This window comes from Lautropia dentalis, from assembly GCF_003892345.1.
Taxonomy (GTDB): Bacteria; Pseudomonadota; Gammaproteobacteria; order Burkholderiales; family Burkholderiaceae_E; genus Lautropia; species Lautropia dentalis.
In genome coordinates, this window is record NZ_RRUE01000001.1 from 367,075 (window position 1) to 390,678 (window position 23,604).

Genomic DNA, 23,604 nt, shown 5'->3' on the forward strand with positions numbered 1-23,604 from the left:
CCATGGCGCCCACGGTTTCGCTGGTCATCTCCACCTACAACCGGCCGCAGGCGCTGGACCGGGTGCTGGCCAGCGTTGCCCGGCAGCGGGTGCTGCCCGATCAGGTACTGGTGGCCGACGACGGCTCCGGGCTGGAAACGGCCCGCGTGGTGGCGCGCTGGCAGCAGGGGGCGGGGCTGGCCGCGGGCATGCCGTCCGGAACGGGTTCTGTGTCCGCCGGGGGGGCAGCGTCCGGTGTGGGCGCTGTGGCTGGTACGGGTTCTGCGCCCGCCACGGGAGCGCGTGTCCCGGCGGCCGCCCCGGCAACGGCATCCCCGCTGGCCGGCCGGCTGCTGCACGTCTGGCAGCCGGACGAGGGCTTTCGTCTCAGTGCGGCGCGCAACCGTGCCATTCGCGAGGCCACGGGCGAACTGATCGTCTTTGTCGACGGCGACTGCCTGCTGCGCCCCGATTTCGTCGAGGCTCACCAGCAGGTGGCCGAGCGGGGCTTTGCCACGGCCGGCAACCGGGTGCTGCTGGGTCAGGCCGTCACGGCGGACATCGAGGCAGGCCGCCAGAATCCGCTGGACTGGTCGTGCCTGCGCTGGCTGATGGCCTGGCGGCGGGGGGATGTCAATCACGCGCTGGGGCTGCTGCGCCTGCCGGGACAGGGGTGGCGCCGGATGTCCGGACGGCCCTGGCGGCATTTCAAGGGCTGCAACATGGCGCTCTGGCGCGACGATCTGGTGCGCCTCAATGGTTTCGAGGAGGAGATCGCCGGCTGGGGCTTCGAAGATACCGACCTGATCCTGCGCTGGTTCAACCTGGGGGGGCGTCTCAAGAGCGGCCGCTTTGCCACCACGGTGCTGCACCTGTGGCACCGCGAGGCGGCGCGTGATGCCGCCGAACAGAACGAACGTCGTGCCCGCCTGGCTGGCAGCCGGGGGGCCACCGCTGCCGTGCGCGGACTGGCCCAGCTGTCGGATCACGACCACTACGCCCCGCCCGGAGGAATCTGATTCATGCTGCTTGTGAACATCAGCCACGGCCTGCTGGCGATGTATCTGCTCACGCTGCTGGCCGTCCCGAAAGTACAGACGCCGCTGGTGGCCATTCTGTGCCTGCTCTGCCTGTTTGCCGGGCAGTGGCGGCAGCCGCCGGCCGTTGGCCAGCGGCTGCGTGCCGGCTGGGCCATGGCCGTGCCGCTGGCCGGTTATGGTGCGCTGTTTGCCATCCAGATTCTGGCGGGCTGGCTGCGCTGGCGCGACTGGGACCAGGTGCTGATCTGTTCGCTCGGCATGGGGGTGCTGCTGTCCACGCTGCCCGGGCGTGGTACAGCCCCTCACCGCTGGCTGCTGCCGGCGGCGGCACTGGGCGCCATCGGTGCGCTGGCGCTGGCTGGCTGGCAGTACTTTTACCTTGGCGTTCCGCGGCCGCCCGGCCACCTCGGTGCCGGGCCGGTGGGCAATGGTGCGCTCAAGTATGGTGATCTGTCGGCCGTGCTGGCGCTGTTCTCGCTGCAGATGATGCTGTGTGGCCCGGTGCGCTGGCGCCGGGTGCTGGGCGGACTGGGCTTTGCCGCCGGGCTGGGGGCCGTGGCGCTGACCCAGGCACGTGGGGCACTGCTGGGCGTGCTGCTGGCGCTGGCGGTACTGGGGCTGCTGTGGATATTGCGGCGGCGGGGCAGGGCGGCCGCGTCGGTCCGGCGTCCGGCGCGGCAGGGCCGCTCCACCCGTCTGAAGCTGGCCCTGGTGGCCGTGCTGGGCGTGGCGGTGCTGGCCGGCCCGGCCCGGTACATGGGGGCGCGCTTTGCCGACATCGGGCCGCAGTTCGAGCGCTTCGAGGCGGGTGACACCTACAGTGAAGTGGGGCAGCGCCTCACGCTCTGGGGCATTGCCCTGCGGGCTGCCCGGCATGCCCCGCTCACCGGCGTGGGCTTCGATGGCTTTGGCGCCGAAACGCAACGCCAGCGCGACAGCGGTGAACTGAACCCGAAGGTCATCGTCCTGTACGAAAGCCCGCACAATGAGTATCTGGCGGGCCTGTCGTCGGCCGGCATTCCGGGGCTGCTCGTCATCGTGCTGTTCTTCTGGGCGCCGCTGGTGGTGGGGTGCCGGCGGTTCCTGCGCGGCCAGCGCCCGGAGGAATCGCTGATGCTGGTGCTGGTATCGGCCAGCTATGCCGCCTTCACGATGACCGACTCGCTGCTCGACCGGCAGATCTCGCTGCTGGCCTGGATTCTGCTGGCCAGCTGGCTGATGTCGGCCAGCCGCGATCCGCGGCCGCAGGCAGCCGGTGCGGACCGTGCCCCGGCAGGCGGGACATCTGGTCATGACCGAGCTTTGGCAGACGGAGCATCTGGCCATGACCGAGCTTTGGCAAACGGAGCTGCTGGCCACGACCGTGCCCCTGCGGGCAGGATGGCCATGCAGGGCAGGGCAGGTGCGAGGGACATGACGGGTCATGCGAGCGGCATGATGGGGGCGAGTGGCGTGACGGATCATGTGAAGGACTCGTCCGGTGCCGGCACGGCGGCTGCACGCATGGCTGATGGCATGGACGATGCGCCCCGGGAGGCTGCACACCCGGCGATAGGGGCGTCCGGCGGGAGAACCGACGGCCTGTCCGTCCCGGGCGGCCTGTCGGTGGCCATCATCACCCGGGACGAGGCGCATCGTATTGCCCGCTGTCTGGAGAGCGTGGCCTTTGCCGACCAGATCGTCGTGCTCGATTCGGGCAGCACCGACGACACCGTGGCCATCGCCCGGCGGCTGGGTGCCGAGGTGGAGGTCACCCCTGACTGGCCCGGCTTCGGCGTGCAGAAGAACCGCGCGCTGGACCGCTGCCGTCACCGCTGGGTGCTGTCCCTCGATGCCGACGAGCAGGTCTCCGACGGCCTGGCCGCCGAAATCCTGCAGGCGCTGCGCGAGGCAGCACCGGAATGGGGGGCGCGGGGGGCGAGCGAGTCGACCGTGGCCGGTGTCGCGAACACGACGGGCACGCCGGGTGCATCGGGTGCCCGGGGTGCAACGGGTACAACGGGTACAACGGGTACAACGGGCGTATCGGGCGGCACATCCGTGGCAGGTGAGGAGGGGGCCGCAGGTGCAGCCGGAGCGCCAGACGTGCCGGAGATCGCCGGCTGGTGGCTGCGTCGCAGCAGCCGTTACTGTGGCCAGGTCATTCGTCACGGTCTCTGGGGCAACGACCGTGTTCTGCGCCTGTTTGCCCGCGAACGGGGGCGCTTCACCAACGACCGGGTGCACGAGCACCTGGTCTGCGAAGGCCCCACCCGGGTTCTGGGGGGCTCGCTGGTGCACGACAGCGTCGATTCCCCCGAAGACGCCCGCAGCAAGGCCCGGCACTACGCCTTTCTGGGGGCCGAGTCCCTGCGCAACCGCGGGCGGGGCGGGACGCTGCGGGGTGTCCGTCATGCAGCTTGGTCCTTCCTGCGTGGTTACCTGTTGCGCGCCGGATTTCTTGACGGTCGTTACGGTTTAACGCTTGCCTGCCTGAATGCCAGCGGTACCTTCTGGAAATATCACTGGGCCTCCCTGCCGGATGAGCGCTGGCAGAACCTGCAGAAAAGCTTCTCGTGAGGGCCTGTTCAGGTTCTCAAAAACTGGTGTTTTATTAATGATGTAGCCCGGTTCGATGCAGATCGGGTGTTGTTCACAGAAAAAGTCCGAACGAGACGGGCAGGGTGCAAACCCGCCGGCCGCACCTCCGGCCGTGACGGGAAATGCCTCCGCCACCTGTGTCCTGGTTTCTTCTCAACGAAACGTTCGATAAAATCGCGAGACATATCAGTTACAGGTCATGACATACATGGCCGTCCACGCCCTGCCAGGAGGGCTGACTCGTGTCTCTTGTGAACGCCACCCACGGCCTGCTGGCGGTGTACCTGCTCACACTGCTTGCCATCCCCCGGGCGCAGACGCCTCTGGCCGCTGCGGTCTGTCTGCTGTGTCTGCTGGCTGGTTACCGGTACCGGCTGGCCCCGCTGGGCCAGCGCCTGTGCCAGCACTGGGCCATGGCGGTGCCACTGCTGGCCTATGCGTCGCTGTATGTCCTGCACATCCTGTCGGGCCGTGCCGGTGCACGCGACTGGGACCAGGTGCTCATCTGCCTGCTGAGTGCCGGGGTATTGCTGTCGTCGCTGCCGGCGCGTGGGCCGGACCCGTACCGCTGGCTGTTGCCCGCTGCGGCTCTGGGCGGGGTGGGCGCCCTGCTGGTGGCCTGCTGGCAGTATCTGTGGCTGGACATTCCGCGGCCCTATGGCCATCTGGGTGCCGGGCCGCTCGGTACCGGCGCCATCAAGTTCTCCGACCTGTCGGCCCTGCTGGCCGTTTTTGCCCTGCAGCTGATGCTGCGCGCACCGCTGCCCCGGCAGCGTCTTCTGGGCGGGGTGGGGGTTGCTGCCGGTCTGGGGGCCACGATCCTCTCGCAGGGGCGGGGCGCCCTGCTGGGGGTGGCATTTGCGGTGACGGTCTATGCGCTCCTCGTCTGGCTGAAACGCCGGACCATGCCTGCCGGCGAGCCCCAGAAACTTGTTGGTGAAACCCGGAAACCTGCCGGCGGGCGCGGCCCGGGTCATGTCCGGCTGCTCAAATGGCTGGTAGTGGTGCTCTGCGGCGCCGCCGTGCTGGCGGGTGGGACCCGCTTCGTGGGATCGCGTTTTGCCGAGATCGGCCCGCAGATGGCCCGTTTCCATGCGGGCGACTATGACAGCGAGGTCAGCCAGCGTCTGGCCCTGTGGTCCATCGCCCTGCGGGCTGGGCGCCATGCGCCACTCACCGGCGTGGGCTTTGCCGGCTTCGAGGCCGAAACCCAGCGCCAGCGTGACAGCGGTGAACTGCCCCGGCAGGCCATCGTCTATTACGCTGGTCCTCACAATGAATATCTGGCAGGGCTGGCCTCGGCCGGGATTCCGGGGCTGCTCGTCATCGTGCTGTTCTTCTGGGCGCCGCTCGTCGTGGGCTGCCGTCGCTTTCTGCGCAACCAGCGTCCGGACGAATCGCTGATGCTGGTGCTGCTCTCGGCCAGTTACGCCGTCTTCACGCTGACCGATTCGCTGCTCGACCGCCAGATCACGCTGCTGGCCTACATGCTGCTGGCCAGCTGGCTGCTGTCGGCCAGCGGGTCTGGTGCACCGGCCGCATCCGGGCCGGAACAGGTGTCATGGGCAGAAGGTGTGCCCCTTCCGGGCAGTGCGCCGTTGTCGGGAGGGCCTTCGTTGCCGGGAGGGGCGTCGCTGCCGGTGGGGGGCGCATTGCGCGGTGCCCGCGCGGCACGGGCCGGCATGGTGGGGTCATGAACGTCGTGTACGCTACATGAATGCCGGGGACACCACATGAATGCTGGGGACACTACATGAACGCCGGGTATGCCGAACGAACGCAAGTGATCCACTGTCAACGCCGATTGAAAACTGACCCAGGGTGCCGAAGTAAAACTGACCCACCTGGGCACGCGATAGAATGGGTTACCAGCCCTCAGTCAGGCGGCCTTTCCCTCCTTGCTGGCCACCTGTCCGGCACGCACCTTGTCGCGTAGCCGGTAGCTTTGGCCGGAGATCTGCACGATGTGAGCATGATGCAGCATGCGGTCGAGCATTGCGGCCGTCAGGGTCTGATCACCTGCGAAGGTTTCTGGCCATTGCGTAAATGGCAGGTTGCTGGTCAACACGATGGAGGCATGTTCATAACGCTTGGCTACAACGTTGAAGAACAGGTTGGCCTCATCCCTGCCAAACGGCAGGTAACCTATCTCATCGATGACCAGCAGCCTGGGCCCGAGCACTGCCCGGTTGAAGTACTGCTTGAGGCGCCCCTGCTGGCGTGCCGTTGCCAGCTGCAGCATCAAGTCTGCGGCAGTGATGAAGCGTGTCTTGATACCTGCCATGGTCGCCCTGTAGGCCAGCGCGCAGGCCAGGTGCGTCTTGCCTACCCCACTGGGGCCAAGCAGGATGACGTTCTCCGCACGTTCAATGAAGGTCAGTGCTGCAAGATCCTGCAGCTGACTGCGCGGAGCCCCTGTAGCGAAGTTGAAATCGAACTGCTCGAAGGTCTTCACCGAAGGCAGCGTTGCCATCTTCAGCAGCGTTTGCCTCTGGCGTTCCGTGCGTGCGTCGCGTTCTGTACTGAGCACCCTTTTGAGGAACTCGGCATAGCCAGCCTCTTCGGCTGCGGCTCGCTGGGCAATACCAGGCCAGTCTGCAGCCAGACGCTGCAGTTTGAGTCCATGGCACAGCTCGGCAATCTGATCATGCAGAAGGTTCATGCTGCCACCTCCAGCAGGGCCTGATACACCGACAGCGGGTGCTGCAGGCTCTCGAACGGTACGGGCGCCGACGTGCGCGGCGCTGCAACGATGATCTCCTGCCTGGAGGGTAGCTGCAGCAGATGATCGCGCTCGATGACCAGGCGCCGCTCGGGACGCTCTCCAGTCGTGCCATGGATACGGGCATTGGCCACCGTGTCAAGCCAGGGACCGACGTATCCGTTGGCCGCTGCCACATCCAGAACCAGCCCGGCTGTGCGCAAGCTTGCCGCCAGGGGAACGATGAAGCTGCGCTTGAGGTATCCGTTGAAGCGCTCGACTTTACCCTTGGTGCGGGCCCGGTATGGACGGCATACCCTGGGAACAAACCCATAGCGGTCTGCCAGCCCCAGTAGCTGCGGGTTCCAGCGGTGCTGGCCGGGACCGAAGACATCACGCTCGATGATGATGGTTCTGGCGTTGTCGAACAGGACGGTTCGGGGGACTCCACCAAAGTAGGCGAACGCATTCTCCAGACCTGCGCACCACGCCGGCGAATCCTCCCGTGCCGAGAAGCGCACGAAGCTGGCCCGGCTGAAGCCCAGTGTAGCCACAAAGGCCAGCAGCGGGTCGCGACCACGGCGGATGATGGTGAAGTCAGCCTGCATCTGCTGCCCGGGTTCGGTCTCGAAACGCACCACGGGATCATCTGCAGGGCGCGGGCGCTGTTGGGCCACAAAGGCCTTGAGCTGGCTGTAGCCACCGTCATAGCCTCGCTCCTGAATCTCGCGCAGCAGGACGGTGGCTGGAATCCAGTCCGGGCGCGCAGCTGCGATGCGTTCGAGCAGGTACTCCTGGAACGGTTCCAGCTTGGTAGGACGGGCTGCTCTGGGCGGATAGCCCACCGCTTCGGGCTCACGCAGATAGCGTCGGACAGTGTTGCGAGAACACGACATGCGTCGTGCAATCTCTCGGATGGGAAGACCCTGACGGGCCATGACTCTGATCTCCACTGCTTGTTCCTGGGTCAACATGTTCGGCGGTCACAAAGCCGCCATCTTCACCCAGGTGGGTCAGTTTTACTTCGGCAGGTGGGTCAGTTTCTCATCGGCGGTGACACCACAAACCCTTTTTCAGGCCCGGATCGTACAGGGACGTTGCGTGATCGCAGGCAAAACGCCGGACAGGCGACGCATGAAAGCGGCATGAACGTCTTGAACGCCGCGTGAAGGCATGGTGAACCCCGCGTGAATCATGCGCCGGAATCCATCCGGACGGGGCGGCGGGCGCCCCGGATGACGGAGCAATCGCCTATCATCGGGGCTCGCTGCTTGTGTTCCTCCACAACACCTCCATGAATCTGCTTCTGCTTACCTTTGGCGACAGGGCCGAAAACCACCATCAGGCGGCTTTCAGCGTTCTCAGTTTTCTGAAGGATCCACGCATCGGGCGCGTGCTGGTCATGACTGACCGGCCCGGTTTCTATCGCTGGCTGCAGGCAGGTGTGGCGGCATCGCAGGATGGGGAGAAGAGGGCGGCGGACGAGGGCCGTGAGCGGAGCACGGCCAGTACACGCGGCACGACCCGTACACAAGGCGTGGCCAGTACACAAGCCATGATCAGTACACAGGGCGTGGTCAGAACACTGGACTCGGCCAGTGCACGGGAAGAGGCCCGTGCGCAGGTAGATGCCCGGCCAGCAGGTGCCCGCCCGGTCATCGAGATTCTTCCCATCTCTGCCGACACCCTGCAGGACTGGCAGGGACCGCAGCAGTTCTTCTGGCGCATCAAGATCAAGGCCGTCGAACACGCCCTGCAGCGCCATCCGGACCAGCATCTGGTCTATGTCGATTCCGATACTTTCCTCGCCACGGACCTGTCCGCCCTGAAAGCCGGACTGGATGCCGGGCAGGCCTTCATGCACTGTCGGGAGAATGCGCTGGCCGACCGCAACAGCCGCACGCTCACCCGCATGCGCCGTATGCTGACGGGGCAGACACTGGCCGGTGTGTCATTCGATGGCCAGACCGAGATGTGGAATGCCGGCGTCATTGCCTTGCCGGCCTCGCGGGGACGGACGCTGGTGGATCATGCCCTGCAGCTCTGCGACGCCATGTGTGCCACCGGGTGCCCGCGCCGCCTGGTCGAGCAGCTGGCCTTTTCGGCTGCACTGAAAGGTGCCCCGTCACTGCAGCCCTGCGACCGCTGGATCGTGCATTACTGGGGCAACAAGCCGGGCTGGAATGTCTTCATCGGCCATTTTCTGGCCGAAAGCCGCCTGCGCAACGAAACCGTGGCACAGGCCGTGGCCCGTGCCGCAAATACCGACTGGCAGCACCTGCCCACCGAGGACCGGCACCGCAGCACCGCCGAGCGTCTCAAGCGGCTGGTCGACCGCCTCTGGCCGCGCTACCGCGTCCGGTATTTCACGCCGGACTGACACCATCACATGTCTGAAACGATCCTCTGTTCGCCCTGAGTCACCCCGCGTCCGGTATTCCGGGCCGTGCTGACGCCACCGCACGTCCGGGGACGATATCCTTCCCGTCCCATGCCATGTCGCCCCCGGTATTTCACGCCAGAATGATGTCGTAATCTTCCTGCACGTAGGCCGGCTCCACGTGCAGCGTGATCGGCTTGCCGATGTTCTCTCCCAGAATGGCCAGGTGCGGGCTTTCCTCGTCCAGCAGCAGGTCGATCACCTGCTGCGAGGCCAGAATGCGAAATTCCTTCGGATCGAACTGCCGCGCCTCGCGCGCAATCTCGCGCATGATTTCATAGCACACCGTGCGCGCCGTCTTGATCGTGCCCTTGCCATGACAGGCATTGCACGGTTCGCACAGCATCCGCTCCAGCGAATCGCGCGTGCGCTTGCGCGTCATTTCCACCAGCCCCAGTGAGGTGAAACCATTGACGGTGGTCTTGGTGCGATCCTGCTGCAGGGCACTGCGCAGCGAATGCAGTACCGCCTCCCGGTGTTCCGCACTGCTCATGTCGATGAAATCGACGATGATGATCCCGCCCAGATTGCGCAGCTGCAGCTGGCGCGCCAGCGTCTGCGTGGCTTCCAGGTTGGTGCGGAAAACCGTGTCGTCGAAATTGCGGCCGCTGATGTAGCCGCCGGTATTCACGTCGATGGTGGTCAGTGCTTCCGTCTGGTCGAAAATCAGATAGCCGCCGGACTTCAGCGGCACACGCCGCGCCAGTGCCCGCTCGATTTCCTCGTCCACCTGATACAGGTCGAACAGCGAGCGCGCGCCCTCGTGCAGCCGCAGCCTTTCTTCCAGATTGGGCATGTAGGTGCGGCAGAAGGTGCGCATCGTGGCCAGCGTTTCCACATCGTCCACGATGATCGATTGCGTGCCCGCCCACGCCATGTCGCGCAGCACCCGCTGCGACAGCGGCAGCTCGTGATAGAGCTGCTCCGGCTTGCGGCTGCCCGCCGGCTTGCCGGCAGCATTGGCCTGCGCCGCTTCCAGAATCTGCGCCCAGCGCCGGCGCAGGTACTGGATGTCGGCCAGCAGCGCCTCGTCGCTGGCCCCCTCGGCCACGGTGCGGATGATGAATCCGCCGCCCTGCAGCGCCGCCTTTGCGTCAGCCGGTGCTGTTTTCGTTTCTCCGGAGCCGGCTTTCCGGGTGACCTGTGGCGTTCCGGGTGCCCTGGGTACTTTTTGTCTGTCTGGCTCACCTGCACCATCGGCGGTGGCAGTACCGGCGCTACCTTCAACACCGTCCCCCGCGCTGCCGATAGCAGCACCATCGCCACTGCCAGCATCAGAATCGGTACCAGCACCAGCACCAGCACCAGCACCAGCACCAGCACCAACATCAGCAGCAGTATCAGCAGCAGTATCAGCCTTCGCCACAGGCGCCAGCACCGCATCGGGCGGCAGCGCCGTCAGCGCCCGCACCCGCTCAAGCAGCCGCGTGCGCTCGGCCTCGTCGGTGATGCGCTGGGCAATGCCCAGATGCTGGTCGTGCGGCAGAAACACCAGCATCCGCCCGGCAATGCTGATCTGTGTGGTCAGTCGGGCGCCCTTGCTGCCGATGGGATCCTTGATCACCTGCACCAGCAGCGGCTGCCCCGGATAGAGCAGTTTTTCGATGGGGCGGGTGGAACCTCCTTCCTGTACCCGGCTTTGCCACAGGTCGGTCACGTGCAGAAAGGCCGAGCGTTCCAGCCCGATGTCGATGAACGCCGACTGCATGCCCGGCAGCACCCGGTTGACGATGCCGGCGTAGATGTTGCCCACCTGGCCACGGCTGGCCTGACGGTCGATATTGAATTCCTTCAGCACCCCCTGCTGGATCAGGGCAACCCGGGTCTCGGGCGAGGTGGTGCTGACCAGTATTTCTTCTTTTACGGGGTCGGACATGGGACGCTCCGGCTGTTGTCACCTCATGGTATACACCATGCGGCGGCCGTCGCCAAATGGACTCCCGGCGTCAGGCCCTGGATCCATCCACCCGTACCGGCGGCACGCCCACCTTGCCCAGCAGCTGTGCCGTCTCGAAGAGCGGCAGCCCCATGATGCCGCTGTACGATCCCTCGATGCGCCTGACGAAACACGCCGCCAGCCCCTGGATGCCGTACGCACCGGCCTTGCCGAAGGGCTCGCCCGAGGCGATGTAGCCGGCAATGTCGTCATCGGTCAGTCGCCGGAAGCGCACGCGCGACACCTGCGTGCACTGGCGCAGTTTGCCGCTGGGGCCGATCACCACCACGCTGCTCAGCACCCGGTGCGAGCGCCCCGACAGCAGGCCCAGTATGCGGGCAGCGTCGTCGGCATCTTCCGGCTTGCCCAGAATTTTCCCGCCCACGGCCACCGTCGTGTCGGCCGCCAGCAGCGGCGCAAGCGGCCAGGCATCGGTCATACCGGCCTGTCCCGCGGTGCCCCGCAGCGCCATCAGTCGCGCCCAGGCTGCCTCGCCCTTGGCCCTCGCCACCCGTTCCACATACTGCGTGGGTGATTCCTTCGGACGTACGGCTTCGAGTGCCTCGGCCCGGGCCTCGTCCTCGTCCAGCAGCAGCCGGACATCGGTGATGCCGATCTGTTCCAGCAGCGCCAGCCGGCGCGGACTGCGTGAGGCAAGATAGATCATGTGTGAGACTCCATGGATTGTCGTCGCCCCGTCTCGACGCCCGGCGGGAGAATGAATGCGTCCATGACACGTGCCGGGGGACGGAAGGTGAACCGGTTGATGAGGTGCGCCCGGGGCTTTTGCAGAGGCTCCCGGGCGGCCCGCCGGTCACTCCCGGTGATAGGGATGCCCCGCATTGATCGACCACGCCCGATACAGCTGCTCGGCCAGCAGCACCCGCACCAGTGCGTGTGGCAGCGTCAGGCTGGAGAGGCGGATGCGCTCGTGCGCGGAAGCCTTCAGCGAAGCGTCCAGTCCGTCCGGCCCGCCGATCAGGATGGCCACCGGTTCGGCGGCCTGCTGCCAGCGCTGCAGGCGCTGGGCCAGTGCCGTGGTGCGCAGGTCGTCGCCGCGTTCGTCCAGCACCACCACGCGCGCCCGGGGCGGGATTTTCGCGCGCAGACGCTCGGCCTCGCGGGCCATCAGTGTGGCCGTGGCAGCGTCGGTGCGGCGGGTGGGATCGCCGGTGCGGTTCTCGGTCTTCACCGCCACCAGTTCCACCTGCCAGCCGGCCGGAAAGCGCTTCAGGTAGTCACCCACCGCCTCGTCCACCCAGCGCGGGCTGCGCTGGCCCACGGCCAGAATGCGGATCAGCATGTCAAATCCTGGCAGGGCAAACCGTGGCCAGGCACGCGCGTCGCGACGGGGCAGGCCCGCTCGTGACGGGACCGGCAGGGGTCGGAACAGCTGCCGCGATCGGACACGCGTTCACCGTCCGCCATGTCAGACGGCAGACTGCCCGGCCCCCGATCCCTCGGCGGCCCCGGCAGCCTTGCTCCGTGCACGCCGGGCGGCCGGTCTGGGCAGTGGCAGTTCCACCGGATGGGAGCCCCACAGTTCCTCGAGGTTGTAATAGGCACGGATGGTGGGCTGCATGATGTGCACGATCAGGTCGCCCAGATCGACCAGCACCCATTCACCGGTTTCTTCGCCTTCCACCGACACCACCGGATAGCCCTCGTCACGGGCACGCTCCTGCACGTGGGCGGCCAGCGCGCGGGTCTGGCGGTTGGAGGTGGCGGTGGCCACCACCACGCGGTCGAACAGGTCCGACAGCGCCGGTGACTTCGCATCGCGCTGCGGGCCGGTGTCGAACACGCGGATGTCCTGCGCCTTCACGTCTTCCAGCGCGTCCACCACCAGGTACTGCAGTTCGGAAATGCTCATGAAAATGCCTTCGAAATGCCTGAAAAAAGGGTTCATTCACCCCGAAAAGGGCGGTCCGTCACCAAAAGGAACTTATGGCCCCGAAAAGGGCGGCCCATCACCAAAAGGAACCCATGGTCCCGAAAAGGGCAGCCCGTTTCCGCAAGGGGTACGTTACCTCCGGGCGGCAGGATCGTTCCGGTGCAAAAAGGTGCTGGCCACCCCGATCACGACATGCGCTCAGCGCGACGGCCCCCAGCCCATCGGCCGGTCCGAGTCATCATCATGGCCCGAACCCGAACCCGAACCCGAACCCGAACCCGAACCCGAACCCGAACCCGAACCCGTGCCTGTGCCCGTGCCGTACAGCCCGTGCCGGCGGATGTACGCTTCCACCCCCATCGGCAGCAGCCCGTTGACCGGTTGGCCGGCGGCCAGCTGTCTGCGCAGCTGGGTGGATGACAGCGGCACCGGCGGCATCCGGAAGAACATGATGCTGCCGCAGGGGGCATCGGGCAGGGCACCGGTACCGTGGGCCATCAGCAGCTTCTCGATGTCCGGCGGCAGGTCCGCAAGTGGCACCTGCTCGCGCTGTGTCACCGCCAGGTGGGCATAGTCCAGCAGATGGCGCCATTCGCGCCAGGTCTCGAGATTGCGGAACTGGTCGCTGCCCAGGACCAGGATCAGCGCCGCATCCTGTCCGTATTGCCGGCGCAGCGTGCGCAGTGTGTCGATGGTGTAGCTGGGGCCCTGGCGGTTCAGCTCCTGCTCGTCGATCAGCCAGTGACCGGCCTCGGTGTTGGCGGGCAGGGCGGCAATGGCCAGCCGCAGCATGGCCAGCCGGTGGCGCGCCTCGGTCTGGTGGCCGCCTTTCTGCCAGGCATGGCCAGTGGGGATCAGCACCATCTGGTTGAGTTTCAGGGCCGCCATGGCGGCCTGCCCCAGGGCCAGATGGGCCACGTGAACCGGGTCGAAACTGCCACCCAGCAATCCAATGCGACGTCGCCGGCCGAAATTCATGTGGGTACCGTTCCCAGCCAGTCACGCGCCGGCAGAAAGTCGGTGTAGAGCCTGGCCTCCGGCGTGCCGGCCTCGGGTGCATACTGGTAGCGCCAGCCGGCCGTGGGGGGCATCGAAGCCAGAATGGACTCGGTACGTCCGCCGGAATGCAGCCCGAACAGCGTGCCCCGGTCGATCACCAGGTTGAATTCCACATACCGGCCGCGTCGCAGCGCCTGGAAGGTGCGCTCGCGCTCGCCATACGGGGTGTTCATCCGCCGTCTGACGATGGGCAGGTACGCATCCAGAAAATGGTCGCCCACACTGCGCGTCAGCGCAAAGGCGGTGGCAAATTCCGGCGTGTTCAGGTCGTCGAAGAAAATCCCGCCAATGCCGCGTGCCTCGTTGCGATGCTTCAGGAAGAAGTATTCATCGCACCAGGCCTTCATGGCCGGATAATGTTCGGCGTCGAATGGTTGCAGCGCATCGAAACAGGTCTGGTGAAAATGCCGGGCATCTTCTTCCTCGCCGTAATAGGGCGTGAGGTCCATGCCGCCGCCGAACCACCACACGTCCTGTTCGTCGGGCGTGGGGGCCATGGCACGGAAGAAGCGCACGTTCATGTGCACCGTGGGCACGTAGGGGTTGCGCGGGTGCAGCACCAGCGACACCCCGGTGGCGCGGGCCTTGCGGCCGGCCAGTTCCTTGCGGTGGGCGGTGGCCGTGGGCGGCATCTGGGCCACTTCCACGTCGGAGAACATCACGCCGCCGCGCTCCAGCACGTGGCTGTCGTCGATCACGCAGCTGATGCCGCGCCCCTGGGTGGGCGAATCCGGTTCGCGCTGCCAGGCATCACGCAGGAAGGTGCCGCCGTCCACGTCTTCCAGCCCGGCCACGATGCGGGCCTGCAGCCCGGCAAACCAGGCGGCAATGGCGTCGTGCTGGGCGGGGGAGGTGGCATGCGCCGGTGTGCCGGACGCGGTGGGTGTCGTGCTGCTGTTCATGGCGTGTCCTGTCAGATCCGGCCGCCGGGAAGTCCCCGGTGGCCGATGTCGCTGCGATACTGCATGCCGTTGAAATGAATGGCCCGCACCCCTTCGTAGGCGCGGGCATGCGCCATCTTGAGCGAATCGCCCAGCCCGGTCACGCCCAGCACCCGGCCGCCGCTGGTGACGATGTCATCGCCCTGGCGCTTCGTGCCGGCGTGATAGACGAACAGGTCATCCCCGGCATTGCCGTCGGCCGGATAGCCGGTGATCACATCGCCCAGATCCGGCTTGCCCGGATAGCCGGCCGATGCCAGCACCACGCACAGGGCGCTGCGCCGGTCCCATTCGGCCTCCACCTGGTCCAGCCGGCCCTCGATGCCGGCCTGGATGAGCGTGCCCAGCGGCGTTCTGAGACGGCTCAGGATGGCCTGTGTTTCGGGGTCGCCCAGCCGGCAGTTGAATTCCAGCGTGTTCAGGCTGCCGTCACGGCCGATCATCAGGCCCGCATACAGAAAGCCCGTGAACGGCGTGCCCTCGGCCGCCATGCCGCGGATGGTCGGCAGGATGATCTCGCGCAGCGCGCGGGCATGGATGTCGGGGGTGATGACCGGAGCCGGCGAATAGGCGCCCATGCCGCCCGTGTTCGGGCCCTGGTCGCCATTGAGCAGCCGCTTGTGGTCCTGGCTGGTGGCCAGCGCCAGCACGTTCTGGCCGTCGGCCATCACGATGAAGCTGGCTTCCTCGCCCGTCAGGAAGGCTTCCACCACCACCCGGGCCGAATCGGCATCGCCGGACGTCTTGCCGGCCAGCCTGCCGGATACGCCCTTGCGGCCCGTGGATGCCTTTTTGCTGCCGCCGGTGAAGGCGTCGGACAGGAACTGGTCGACGGCGGCATGGGCCTCCTCGACCGTCTGCGCCACCACCACGCCCTTGCCGGCCGCCAGCCCGTCGGCCTTCACCACGATGGGCGCGCCCTGCTGGCTGATGTAGGCTTTGGCGGCCGCCGGATCGGTGAAGGTCTCGTAGGCGGCGGTGGGTATCCCGTGCCGCTTCATGAAGGCCTTGGCAAAATCCTTCGAGGCTTCCAGCCGGGCCGCCGCCCGGGTGGGGCCGAACACCGGCAGCCCGCGCCTGCGGAAGTGGTCCACCAGCCCCTCGGCCAGTGGGGCCTCGGGGCCCACCACGGTGAAGGCCAGCTGCTCGCGCTCGGCAAACAGCGCCAGCGCACCGATATTGCCCACCGGCAGGTTGCGCATGCCGGGCTCGAGCGCCGTACCGGCATTGCCGGGCGCCACGAACACCGTTTCGAACGCATGCGAGCGTGCCAGGGCCAGCGCGATGGCGTGTTCACGTCCACCGCCACCCACCACCAGGCACCGTTTCTGGGCTGTCATCAGTATTGCTCCGGATTGAGTTGAGGGCTGCACGCTGGAGGGCTGCAGCGCCGCTGGACGCACGGGGCCGTGTGGAATCAGTCTTCGTTGAAGACTGCGTTGGTATAGACCTGCTGCACGTCGTCCACGTTGTCGAGTGCATCGAGGATCTTCTGCATCTTCGTGGCGTCGTCGCCGGTCAGCTCCAGCTCGTTCTGCGCCTTCATGGTGATCTCGGCCACCTCGGCCTTCAGGCCAGCCGCTTCCAGCGCCGTCTTGACGGCCATGAAATCACCCGGCTCGGTGATTACCTCGATGGAACCGTCGTCGTTGGTGACGATGTCCTGGGCACCGGCTTCCAGCCCCACTTCCATCAGCCTGTCTTCGTCGGTGCCCGGGGCGAACACCAGCTGGCCGCAGTGCGTGAACTGGAAGGCCACCGAACCGTCGGTGCCCAGGTTGCCGCCATGCTTGGTGAGTGCGTGGCGCACATCGGCCACTGTACGGGTGCGGTTGTCGGTCAGGCAGTCGATGATCACTGCGGCGCCGGCAATGCCGTAACCCTCGTAACGAATTTCTTCGTAGTTCACGCCTTCCAGGCCGCCGGTACCACGCTGGATGGCCCGCTGCACCGTGTCCTTCGGCATGTTGCCGTCAGCCGCCTTTTCCATGGCCAGCCGCAGCCGCGGGTTCATCGTCGGGTCGCCGCCGCCCATCTTGGCGGCCACGGTGATCTCCTTGATCAGCCGGGTGAAGAGCGCACCGCGCTTGGCATCCTGACGGCCCTTGCGGTGTTGAATGTTGGCCCACTTGGAATGGCCTGCCATACCTGAATCCTCTGGGGGAGGGCAGCTGCCAGCATCCGGGCGGGACTCCACCCCGGGCGGCCTGCCGGGTTCACAAAGATCTACAACCGTAAGCGCGGGCCAGGCCAGCGGCCGCCCGCTTGCATGCACTCTGGTCTAAGATTGCCAGAGTAAACGGCCATTTTACCATTCGGCGGGTCATGCATCCCGTTCGGCGCCCGTGGCTGGCCGTGCCGCCAGTGGCCGTACCATGCGCTTTTCATTTTCCGGAGTTTTCCTGATGTCCGACGCGCTTCCTCCCCTGCTGATCGGCAAGAACGACACCATCGAAGCCGGCCTGCTGCCGGCCCTGGGCAACCGCCACGGCCTCATCACCGGCGCCACCGGCACCGGCAAGACCGTCACCCTGCAGCGCCTGGCCGAACAGTTCTCCACCATCGGCGTGCCGGTCTTCATGGCCGACGTGAAGGGTGATCTCACCGGCATCAGCCAGCCCGGCCAGATGAGTCCCAAACTGCAGGCCCGGCTGGAAGAACACAAGCTGCCCACGCCGCAGTTCACCGGCTTTCCCGTCATGCTGTGGGATGTCTTCGGCAAACAGGGGCATCCCGTGCGTGCCACCGTCTCCGACATGGGGCCACTGCTGCTGGCCCGCATGATGGGCCTGAACGAAACCCAGGAAGGCGTGCTCAACCTCACCTTCAAGGTGGCCGACGACAATGGCCTGCTGCTGCTCGACAGCAAGGACCTGCGCGCCATGCTGCAGTTCATCGGTGAAAATGCCAAACAGTTCACCAACCAGTACGGCAACGTCTCCAGCGCCTCCGTCGGTGCCATCCAGCGCAACCTGCTCACGCTGGAACAGCAGGGCGCCGAGCGCTTCTTCGGCGAGCCCATGCTGAAGCTCTCCGACATGATGTGCACCGCACCGGACGGCCGTGGTTACATCAACGTGCTGATGGCCGACCAGCTGATGAATGCCCCGCGCCTCTATGGCACCTTCCTGCTCTGGCTGCTGGCCGAACTCTTCGAACAGCTGCCCGAAGTGGGCGACCTGCCCAAACCCAAAATGGTGTTCTTCTTCGACGAGGCCCACCTGCTGTTCGACGGCGCCCCGAAGGCACTGCTCGACAAGATCGAACAGGTCGTGCGCCTGATCCGTTCCAAGGGCGTGGGCGTCTATTTCATCACCCAGAATCCGCTGGACGTGCCCGACAGCGTACTGGGCCAGCTGGGCAACCGCGTCCAGCATGCCCTGCGCGCCTTCACCCCGCGCGACCAGAAGGCCGTGCGCACCGCCGCCGAAACCATGCGCGCCAACCCGGCCCTCAACACCGAGCAGGCTATCGGCGAGCTGGGCGTGGGCGAGGCCCTGGTCTCCTTCCTCGACGCCAAGGGTACCCCGGCCATGGTCCAGCGTGTCTGGATCGCCACCCCGGCCTCCCGCATCGGCCCGGCCACGGCCGAAGAGCGCGCCGCCCTGCTGAAGGATTCCCCGGTGGCCGGCGTCTACGAAGAGGCCATCGACCGGGAGTCCGCCTTCGAGGTGCTGCGTGACCGGGCGGCCGGTGGGGCAGGGGCCGGTGCCTCCAGCACAAGGACTGGCACGTCCGGCGGCAGCTGGTACGGCGAAGGCCAGAACGGGGGCGCTTCCGGAACGGGCGCAGCAGCCGGGGCCAGTGGTGCAGCAGGGCGTGACGCAGGCGGTTCCATGGGTGGTGCCGCTGGTTCTGCGGCCAGTGCCGGTGGTTCTGCGGGTGCTGGCGACATGGACGGCTGGGGCAATCATGGTGGTACGACAGGCCGTGCCGGTGCGGCCCAGGCCGGCGGTCAGGGGCAGGGTGCTTCGGGAGGCGGTGCGGACTACGGTCACGCCGGTGCCCAGACCGGCGCCGGATCCGCCGCCAGCCGACGTCCCGGCGCCAGCAGCGCCGGCCGCGCCGCGCCCGCTCCGGCCCAGCAACCGGAGGAATCCGGCGGCTTCTTCTCCGACGTGCTCGGCAGCCTGCTGGGCGGCGCCACCGGCAGTCGTGCCCGCAGCAGCCGCAACGACTCCGTGCTCGAATCGGCCGCCAAGAGCATGGCCCGCTCCGTCGGCTCGCAGGTCGGCCGCCAGCTGGTACGCGGCATCCTCGGTTCGCTCACCGGCAAGAAGCGCTGATGCAGACCGGCGCCGGACAGAGGGCCAGTGCTCCGGATGAACAGCTGGTCCCGTCGAAACCCGCACGTTTCGACTGGATCGCCCTGCTGTACGGCGTACTGGGGGCCATGCTGTTTGCCGGCAAGGCCATCGTCGTCAAGCTGGGCTACCGCTACCCCATCGACACCGAAACCTTCCTCGGCCTGCGCATGCTCTGGGCCGGGCCGCTGTTTGCGCTGATCGCCTGGTGCACCGACGGCCCGGCCGCACGCCGGCGGGCCGCAGCAGAAGGCCAGCCCTCACCGTGGCGCGCCGGCGATGCCCGCAAGGTGCTCTTTCTGGGTTTTTCCGGCTACTACCTGGCCAGCTATCTGGACTTCTGGGGGCTCAAATACGTGTCGGTGGGGCTGGAGCGGGTCATCCTGTACCTCGGCCCCACCTTCGTGCTGCTCATCTCGGTGTTCTGGCTGGGCCGGCGCGTGGCCGCCCTGCAGTGGGCCGCCCTGGCGGTCAGCTACCTCGGTGTGTTTCTCGTCTTCCTGCATGACATCGACATGGATGTCGGTGCCCGCAAGGATCTGCTGCTGGGCGCCATTCTCGTGCTCTGCAGTGGCCTCAGCTATTCGCTCTACCTCATCACCAGCGGTGAGGTCGTACGCCGCCTCGGTGCCATCCGCCTCACCGCCTGGGCCAGCCTGGTGGCCAGCGTGTTTTGCATCGGCCAGGCCCTGCTCAGCGGCGGCCTCACCATGTTCCACCAGCCCTGGCAGGTACAGGCCCTGTCGGCCATCAACGCCGTCTTCTGCACCGTCATGCCCATCACCCTCACCATGATGGCCGTCGGCCGCCTCGGTGCCGGCACTACTGCCCAGATCGGCATGATCGGCCCCGTCTGGACCATCGCACTGGGCGCCTGGTTCCTCGGCGAACCGGTGGGAACGCTGCAGCTCGTCGGTACCGCCATCGTCATCGCGGGGATTCTGATGCTCAGCCGGACCCGTACGCCATGAATCACTTGACCCCAGAACAGGAACAGGCGGCATCATCTCCAGCCTGTGGCGTTGTTGACCCTGCCGACCGCCGCTTCTCCTCCGTCAGCCGTGTCTACGGCAGTGAGGGAAGGGAGCGCCTGTGGCAGTCGCACGCCGTGGTCATCGGCATCGGCGGTGTCGGTTCCTGGGCCGCAGAGGCGCTGGCCCGCAGCGGCGTTGGCACCCTCACGCTGATCGATCTCGACCACGTGGCCGAATCCAACATCAACCGCCAGGTTCACGCACTGACCAGCACGCTGGGTGCTGCCAAGGTCGAGGCCATGGCTGCCCGCATCCGCGACATCTCGCCGGACATCACCCTGCACCTGGTGGACGATTTCGTCGAACCCGGCACCGAAGACGCGCTGATTCCGGCCGGTGCCGACATCGTCATCGACGCCATCGACGCCGTAGCTGCCAAGGCTTCGCTGATAGCCTGGTGCGTAGCCAGCAAAAAGCCCGTCGTCGTCTGCGGCGCCGCGGGTGGCCGTACCGACCCCCTGCAGCTGCGTGCCGATGACCTGGCCCGCACCACCGGCGACGCACTGCTCTCGGCCGTGCGTGCCCGCCTGCGGCAGCGGCACGGCTTCGTACGGGCCGACGGGACGGTGAAGGCAGCCGTGCCCGATCTGCAGGGCGCTGCCGCCGGGGAAGCGCGAGCTGCCGCTGCACCCGGTGTGCCCGGCAAAGCTGATGCAGCTGGTGCAGCCGGTGTGGCTGACGCAGCTGGCGTGGCTGATGCAGCTGGTGCGGCCGGTGCGGCTGGTACGGCACCAGCGGGCTTGGCAGGTTCTGCACGAGCGGCATCCGTGGCAGTGCCTGCTCCCCGTGTCCCGTCGGCATCTCACAGGAAGAAGCGCGTCTCTGACGGGCCGCCCCGCTTTGGTGTCACCGCCATCTACTCGCCCGAACAGGTAGCGGGCACCCGCCCGCAGGGCGAAGGCGGTGGCATGCCGCTGGCCTGTGCGGGCTACGGCTCGCTGGTCACCGTGACGGCCAGCATGGGGCTGGCGGCGGCGGGCAGGGCGATTGGCGTGCTGCTGCGCTGAAGTACGCTCTGAGCAGCTGGGCATCATGGAACTCTATCTGACACTGAACACCGAGGAACGGCAACTGCTCGGGCAGCAATACCCACAGGAGAAACAACGCATGAACCAACTGACAGCGCGCTGGTACGAAGAGGGCCGCATCGATGGCCAGCTGAAAACACTGATCCGGTTGCTGACCCGCCGCTTCGGCACACTCGACAAAGCCACCGAAGCCCGGCTGCAGGGTGCCACGCAGGGCGAACTGGATCGCTGGACCGACAGCATCCTGACGGCACGGACGCTGGAAGAGGTGTTCCGGCTGCAGTGACCAAGAAAAAGTCTCCCCGCCTCCAGAAAGACCTGATCCGTACTACTGCTTCATATCCCCCCATCTTCCGGGGTCTCCTCATCGCCCTCACCGGCGCAGTCATTGCCAACCTGCTGCACACGCCACTGCCCTGGCTGATGGGGCCGCTCTTTGCCACGGCCGTCACCCGTGTGGTGGGCATCGATACCCGCTGCCCGCCTGCGCTCAACAAGTTCGGCCGCTGGGTTATTGGCCTGTCGCTGGGGGTCTACTTCACGCCGGAAGTGGTCGACAATCTGGCGGGGCACTGGGCGCTCATTCTGTTCGGCATGTTCCATGCCCAGATTCTGGCTGTCGCCGGCTGGTGGATATATCGCCGTTACGGCGGGGTTGACAGCGGTACCGCCTGGTTTGCCTCGGCTGTGGGCACGGCCAGCGAAATCGTCAACATGGCGCAGCGCGCCGGTGCCCGGGTCGATCACGTGGCCACGGCTCACAGCATGCGGGTACTGATCGTGGTCGTCATCGTTCCCTTCGGCGTGCAATGGCTCTGGGGTGGCGATGCCGAGGCCGCCCGGGCGGCCGCCGCGGCCAGCCGTGTGGTGCACTGGCCCACGCTGCTGCTGCTCATGGCCGGCAGCCTGCTGTCCGTTCAGGTCTTCAGGCGGGTGCGCCTGCCCAATGTCTGGATGCTGGGCGCCTTCCTGTTCGTGGCAGGCTGCAATCTTGTCGTGGCTCACTTCAGCCTGCCGGACGTGCTGTCCCATACCGACCTGCCGTCCTGGCTCGTCCGGGCGGGCCAGTTCGGTGTTGGCTGGTCCTTCGGCGACAAGTACCGCCCCGATTTTCTGCGTTCGGCGCCGCGCCTGCTGGCGGCCGTGGCATTGTCCACCGTCTGCTTCATCGCGCTGTCGGTGGCCATCGGCAGCGGTCTCGCGCACGCCAGCGGCGAGCCGGCACCAGCCCTGATCCTGGGCTTCATGCCCGGCGGCATTGCCGAAATGACCCTGCTGGCCCGCTCCCTCGAACTGGGCGTGGCCATGGTCACCGCGCTGCAGATCTCCCGCATGATCGCCGTGCTGTTCACCACGCCGCTGGTGCACCGGCGCTGGATCGGTGGGGGGCGATAGTGCGTGTCATGGATTCACAGGTTTCCGCGTTGGCCCCGAATCCGCGTGATGACGAGGTGCTGCGTTCTGGCGTCGCCGGGGGTGAAACAACCTGCCAGGCAGTCAACAGCGAGAGGACGTTGGCAGATCACGCGGATTTGTCTATCCTTGGCACAGGTTTTCCCGGAGTTTGCTTATGCCACCCTCACACGTTGAACTGACCGAGCAGGAGGATCTGCTCGTGAACAGCCTTGTGCAATCAGGTCGTTTTCAGAGCGCCAGGGATGTCGTTGGCGCCAGCTTGCGTCTCCTGGAGGATGCACAACGCAGGGAAGAGGAGCGAATTCAGGTGCTCAAGGCTGCTGCAGACAAAGGCTGGGCTGATATTGCGGCTGGCCGGTATTACGACATAGAAGACAAAGATCTGGACTCATTCATGGAACAGATCGAAGCTGAGGTCGATGAGGCCATACGGTCACAGGGATAAGGAAATGCGTTACCGCTTGTCTGCCGAAGCGCGTATCGACATTTCGGGTGCGCTCCAATGGTCTCAGGCATTTTTTGGAATTTCGGCCCGGACCCGTTACAGAAAACTGATCACGATTGCAGTTCAGGATGTGTCAGCTCAGCCATTCCGCGTGGGAAGCAAGGCTGAACCCCGGTTGGGCGATGGGGTTCGTACTTGGCATTTGCGTTTGAGTCGTGATCACGTAGATCTTGTTTCGGGTCGTGTAAAGAACCTGAGACATTTTCTGATCTATCGTGTCGAGGGTGATCTGGTCGTGATCGGCCGGTTACTTCATGATGCGACAGAGTTCGGTTCACATCAGGTTGCCGGGCATATCTGGCAGTAATGTCCGCCCTCCAGCGCAACGAAGCATACGGGCATCCAGAATGCATGAAAAGGATGTTCGGGAGATCAGACATCCCTCACATTGTGCCCCTCCCGAATCCACCCCCGCGTCGCCACGACAACCAGCCCCCACAGCACCCACAGCCACGGTGAGCCCCCATTGTCGTGGGCCAGCACCCCAATCGGCAGAACCAGCCCCACCGCGCCGACCCACGGCACCCAGTTGCCGCCCCTGCTCAGCCGTACCAGCGCTGCCAGCGAAAGCACGCTGGCCGCACCGATCACCCAGCGGCTGTCGCCGCGTGCCGGATCCAGCGCCGCAATGGCGCCCCACAAGAAAACGGCAATGCCCAGCAGAATCTGGGCCGCCAGCCGGGCAAGGACTTTCGTGAAGTTCATGGAAACCTGAAAAAACGGGGGCATCAGACGATTTGGGAATAC

Annotated in this window: 22 protein-coding genes and 2 pseudogenes; 13 read left to right on the plus strand and 11 right to left on the minus strand. The window is 66.2% G+C overall.

All coding sequences use genetic code 11. The features are described from left to right. Positions 1-2 precede the first annotated feature (2 nt). The 4 genes and pseudogenes from EHV23_RS01395 to EHV23_RS01405 all read left to right on the plus strand — a co-directional run bounded on the left by EHV23_RS01395 (position 3) and on the right by EHV23_RS01405 (position 5,296). Complete coding sequence (locus EHV23_RS01395) at positions 3-998, plus strand: glycosyltransferase (protein WP_203228846.1); 996 nt, start codon at positions 3-5, stop codon at positions 996-998. Positions 999-1,505: 507 nt separating this feature from the next. After that, a pseudogene (locus EHV23_RS15815) lies at positions 1,506-2,045 on the plus strand (O-antigen ligase family protein); the annotation flags it as partial. Positions 2,046-2,618: 573 nt separating this feature from the next. Beyond that, positions 2,619-2,918 (plus strand): annotated as a pseudogene (locus EHV23_RS15820) (glycosyltransferase family 2 protein); the annotation flags it as partial. A 923-nt stretch (positions 2,919-3,841) separates the two neighbouring features. Then, complete coding sequence (locus EHV23_RS01405) at positions 3,842-5,296, plus strand: O-antigen ligase family protein (protein ID WP_125094388.1); 1,455 nt, start codon at positions 3,842-3,844, stop codon at positions 5,294-5,296. Between the two features lie 182 nt (positions 5,297-5,478). Here EHV23_RS01405 and istB read toward each other — a convergent pair whose 3' ends face one another. Further along, positions 5,479-6,261 (minus strand): IS21-like element helper ATPase IstB, encoded by a 783-nt coding sequence (gene istB / locus EHV23_RS01410; protein ID WP_125094389.1) that lies wholly within the window; start codon positions 6,259-6,261, stop codon positions 5,479-5,481. Beyond that, positions 6,258-7,274: an IS21 family transposase gene (istA, locus tag EHV23_RS01415; protein ID WP_125094390.1), complete on the minus strand. Its 1,017-nt coding sequence runs from the start codon at positions 7,272-7,274 to the stop codon at positions 6,258-6,260. Before istA ends, istB begins: the two co-directional genes overlap by 4 nt. Between istA and EHV23_RS15400 the strand changes: the two genes are divergently transcribed. Further along, positions 7,237-7,449, plus strand: coding sequence for a hypothetical protein (locus EHV23_RS15400; protein WP_162499726.1), 213 nt, complete (start codon positions 7,237-7,239; stop codon positions 7,447-7,449). The two genes, istA and EHV23_RS15400, sit on opposite strands and share 38 nt — an antisense overlap. 145 nt (positions 7,450-7,594) lie before the next feature. Beyond that, positions 7,595-8,680: a glycosyltransferase family protein gene (locus tag EHV23_RS01420; RefSeq protein ID WP_125094391.1), complete on the plus strand. Its 1,086-nt coding sequence runs from the start codon at positions 7,595-7,597 to the stop codon at positions 8,678-8,680. A 133-nt stretch (positions 8,681-8,813) separates the two neighbouring features. On the opposite strand, the gene EHV23_RS16455 is transcribed toward EHV23_RS01420, so the two are convergent. The 8 genes from EHV23_RS16455 to EHV23_RS01465 form a co-directional block, all read right to left on the minus strand. Next, positions 8,814-10,238: a ribonuclease E/G gene (locus tag EHV23_RS16455; protein ID WP_420813039.1), complete on the minus strand. Its 1,425-nt coding sequence runs from the start codon at positions 10,236-10,238 to the stop codon at positions 8,814-8,816. A gap of 448 nt (positions 10,239-10,686) precedes the next feature. Further along, positions 10,687-11,343, minus strand: a complete 657-nt coding sequence (locus EHV23_RS01435) for a Maf family protein (RefSeq protein WP_125094392.1) — start codon at positions 11,341-11,343, stop codon at positions 10,687-10,689. 147 nt (positions 11,344-11,490) lie between these two features. Then, entirely contained in the window at positions 11,491-11,979 is a 489-nt protein-coding gene (gene rlmH / locus EHV23_RS01440) for a 23S rRNA (pseudouridine(1915)-N(3))-methyltransferase RlmH (protein WP_125094393.1), read from the minus strand. Positions 11,980-12,105: 126 nt separating this feature from the next. Further along, positions 12,106-12,549, minus strand: a complete 444-nt coding sequence (gene rsfS / locus EHV23_RS01445; RefSeq protein ID WP_238990227.1) for a ribosome silencing factor — start codon at positions 12,547-12,549, stop codon at positions 12,106-12,108. Between the two features lie 219 nt (positions 12,550-12,768). Beyond that, on the minus strand, positions 12,769-13,548 hold the full coding sequence (nadD, locus tag EHV23_RS01450; RefSeq protein WP_125094394.1) for a nicotinate (nicotinamide) nucleotide adenylyltransferase: 780 nt from the start codon (positions 13,546-13,548) through the stop codon (positions 12,769-12,771). Beyond that, on the minus strand, positions 13,545-14,531 hold the full coding sequence (hemF, locus tag EHV23_RS01455) for an oxygen-dependent coproporphyrinogen oxidase (RefSeq protein WP_125094395.1): 987 nt from the start codon (positions 14,529-14,531) through the stop codon (positions 13,545-13,547). The genes nadD and hemF overlap by 4 nt, the downstream gene beginning before the upstream one ends. A gap of 11 nt (positions 14,532-14,542) precedes the next feature. Continuing rightward, the gene (gene purD, locus EHV23_RS01460; protein WP_125094396.1) at positions 14,543-15,910 is read right to left on the minus strand and encodes a phosphoribosylamine--glycine ligase; all 1,368 of its coding nucleotides are present in this window, start codon (positions 15,908-15,910) and stop codon (positions 14,543-14,545) included. A gap of 77 nt (positions 15,911-15,987) precedes the next feature. Next, positions 15,988-16,716: a YebC/PmpR family DNA-binding transcriptional regulator gene (locus EHV23_RS01465; RefSeq protein WP_125094397.1), complete on the minus strand. Its 729-nt coding sequence runs from the start codon at positions 16,714-16,716 to the stop codon at positions 15,988-15,990. Between the two features lie 259 nt (positions 16,717-16,975). Here EHV23_RS01465 and EHV23_RS01470 point away from each other — a divergent pair, with 259 nt between their 5' ends. The 7 genes from EHV23_RS01470 to EHV23_RS01505 all read left to right on the plus strand — a co-directional run bounded on the left by EHV23_RS01470 (position 16,976) and on the right by EHV23_RS01505 (position 23,164). Continuing rightward, entirely contained in the window at positions 16,976-18,856 is a 1,881-nt protein-coding gene (locus tag EHV23_RS01470; RefSeq protein WP_238990228.1) for a helicase HerA-like C-terminal domain-containing protein, read from the plus strand. Then, positions 18,856-19,845: a DMT family transporter gene (locus EHV23_RS01480; protein WP_125094398.1), complete on the plus strand. Its 990-nt coding sequence runs from the start codon at positions 18,856-18,858 to the stop codon at positions 19,843-19,845. The genes EHV23_RS01470 and EHV23_RS01480 overlap by 1 nt, the downstream gene beginning before the upstream one ends. Next, on the plus strand, positions 19,842-20,915 hold the full coding sequence (locus tag EHV23_RS15465) for a tRNA threonylcarbamoyladenosine dehydratase (RefSeq protein WP_203228847.1): 1,074 nt from the start codon (positions 19,842-19,844) through the stop codon (positions 20,913-20,915). The genes EHV23_RS01480 and EHV23_RS15465 overlap by 4 nt, the downstream gene beginning before the upstream one ends. Positions 20,916-21,015: 100 nt before the next feature. Next, positions 21,016-21,222: a DUF4351 domain-containing protein gene (locus EHV23_RS15130; protein ID WP_158615776.1), complete on the plus strand. Its 207-nt coding sequence runs from the start codon at positions 21,016-21,018 to the stop codon at positions 21,220-21,222. Beyond that, positions 21,219-22,331 (plus strand): AbrB family transcriptional regulator, encoded by a 1,113-nt coding sequence (locus tag EHV23_RS01495; protein ID WP_158615777.1) that lies wholly within the window; start codon positions 21,219-21,221, stop codon positions 22,329-22,331. Before EHV23_RS15130 ends, EHV23_RS01495 begins: the two co-directional genes overlap by 4 nt. A gap of 175 nt (positions 22,332-22,506) precedes the next feature. Further along, positions 22,507-22,797, plus strand: coding sequence for a ribbon-helix-helix domain-containing protein (locus tag EHV23_RS01500; protein WP_125094400.1), 291 nt, complete (start codon positions 22,507-22,509; stop codon positions 22,795-22,797). A gap of 4 nt (positions 22,798-22,801) precedes the next feature. Further along, positions 22,802-23,164 carry a type II toxin-antitoxin system RelE/ParE family toxin gene (locus tag EHV23_RS01505; protein WP_125094401.1) on the plus strand — a complete coding sequence of 121 codons (363 nt, stop codon included), beginning with the start codon at positions 22,802-22,804 and terminating at the stop codon, positions 23,162-23,164. 65 nt (positions 23,165-23,229) lie between these two features. Here EHV23_RS01505 and EHV23_RS01510 read toward each other — a convergent pair whose 3' ends face one another. After that, the gene (locus tag EHV23_RS01510) at positions 23,230-23,562 is read right to left on the minus strand and encodes a hypothetical protein (protein WP_125094402.1); all 333 of its coding nucleotides are present in this window, start codon (positions 23,560-23,562) and stop codon (positions 23,230-23,232) included. Positions 23,563-23,604: the final 42 nt, after the last annotated feature.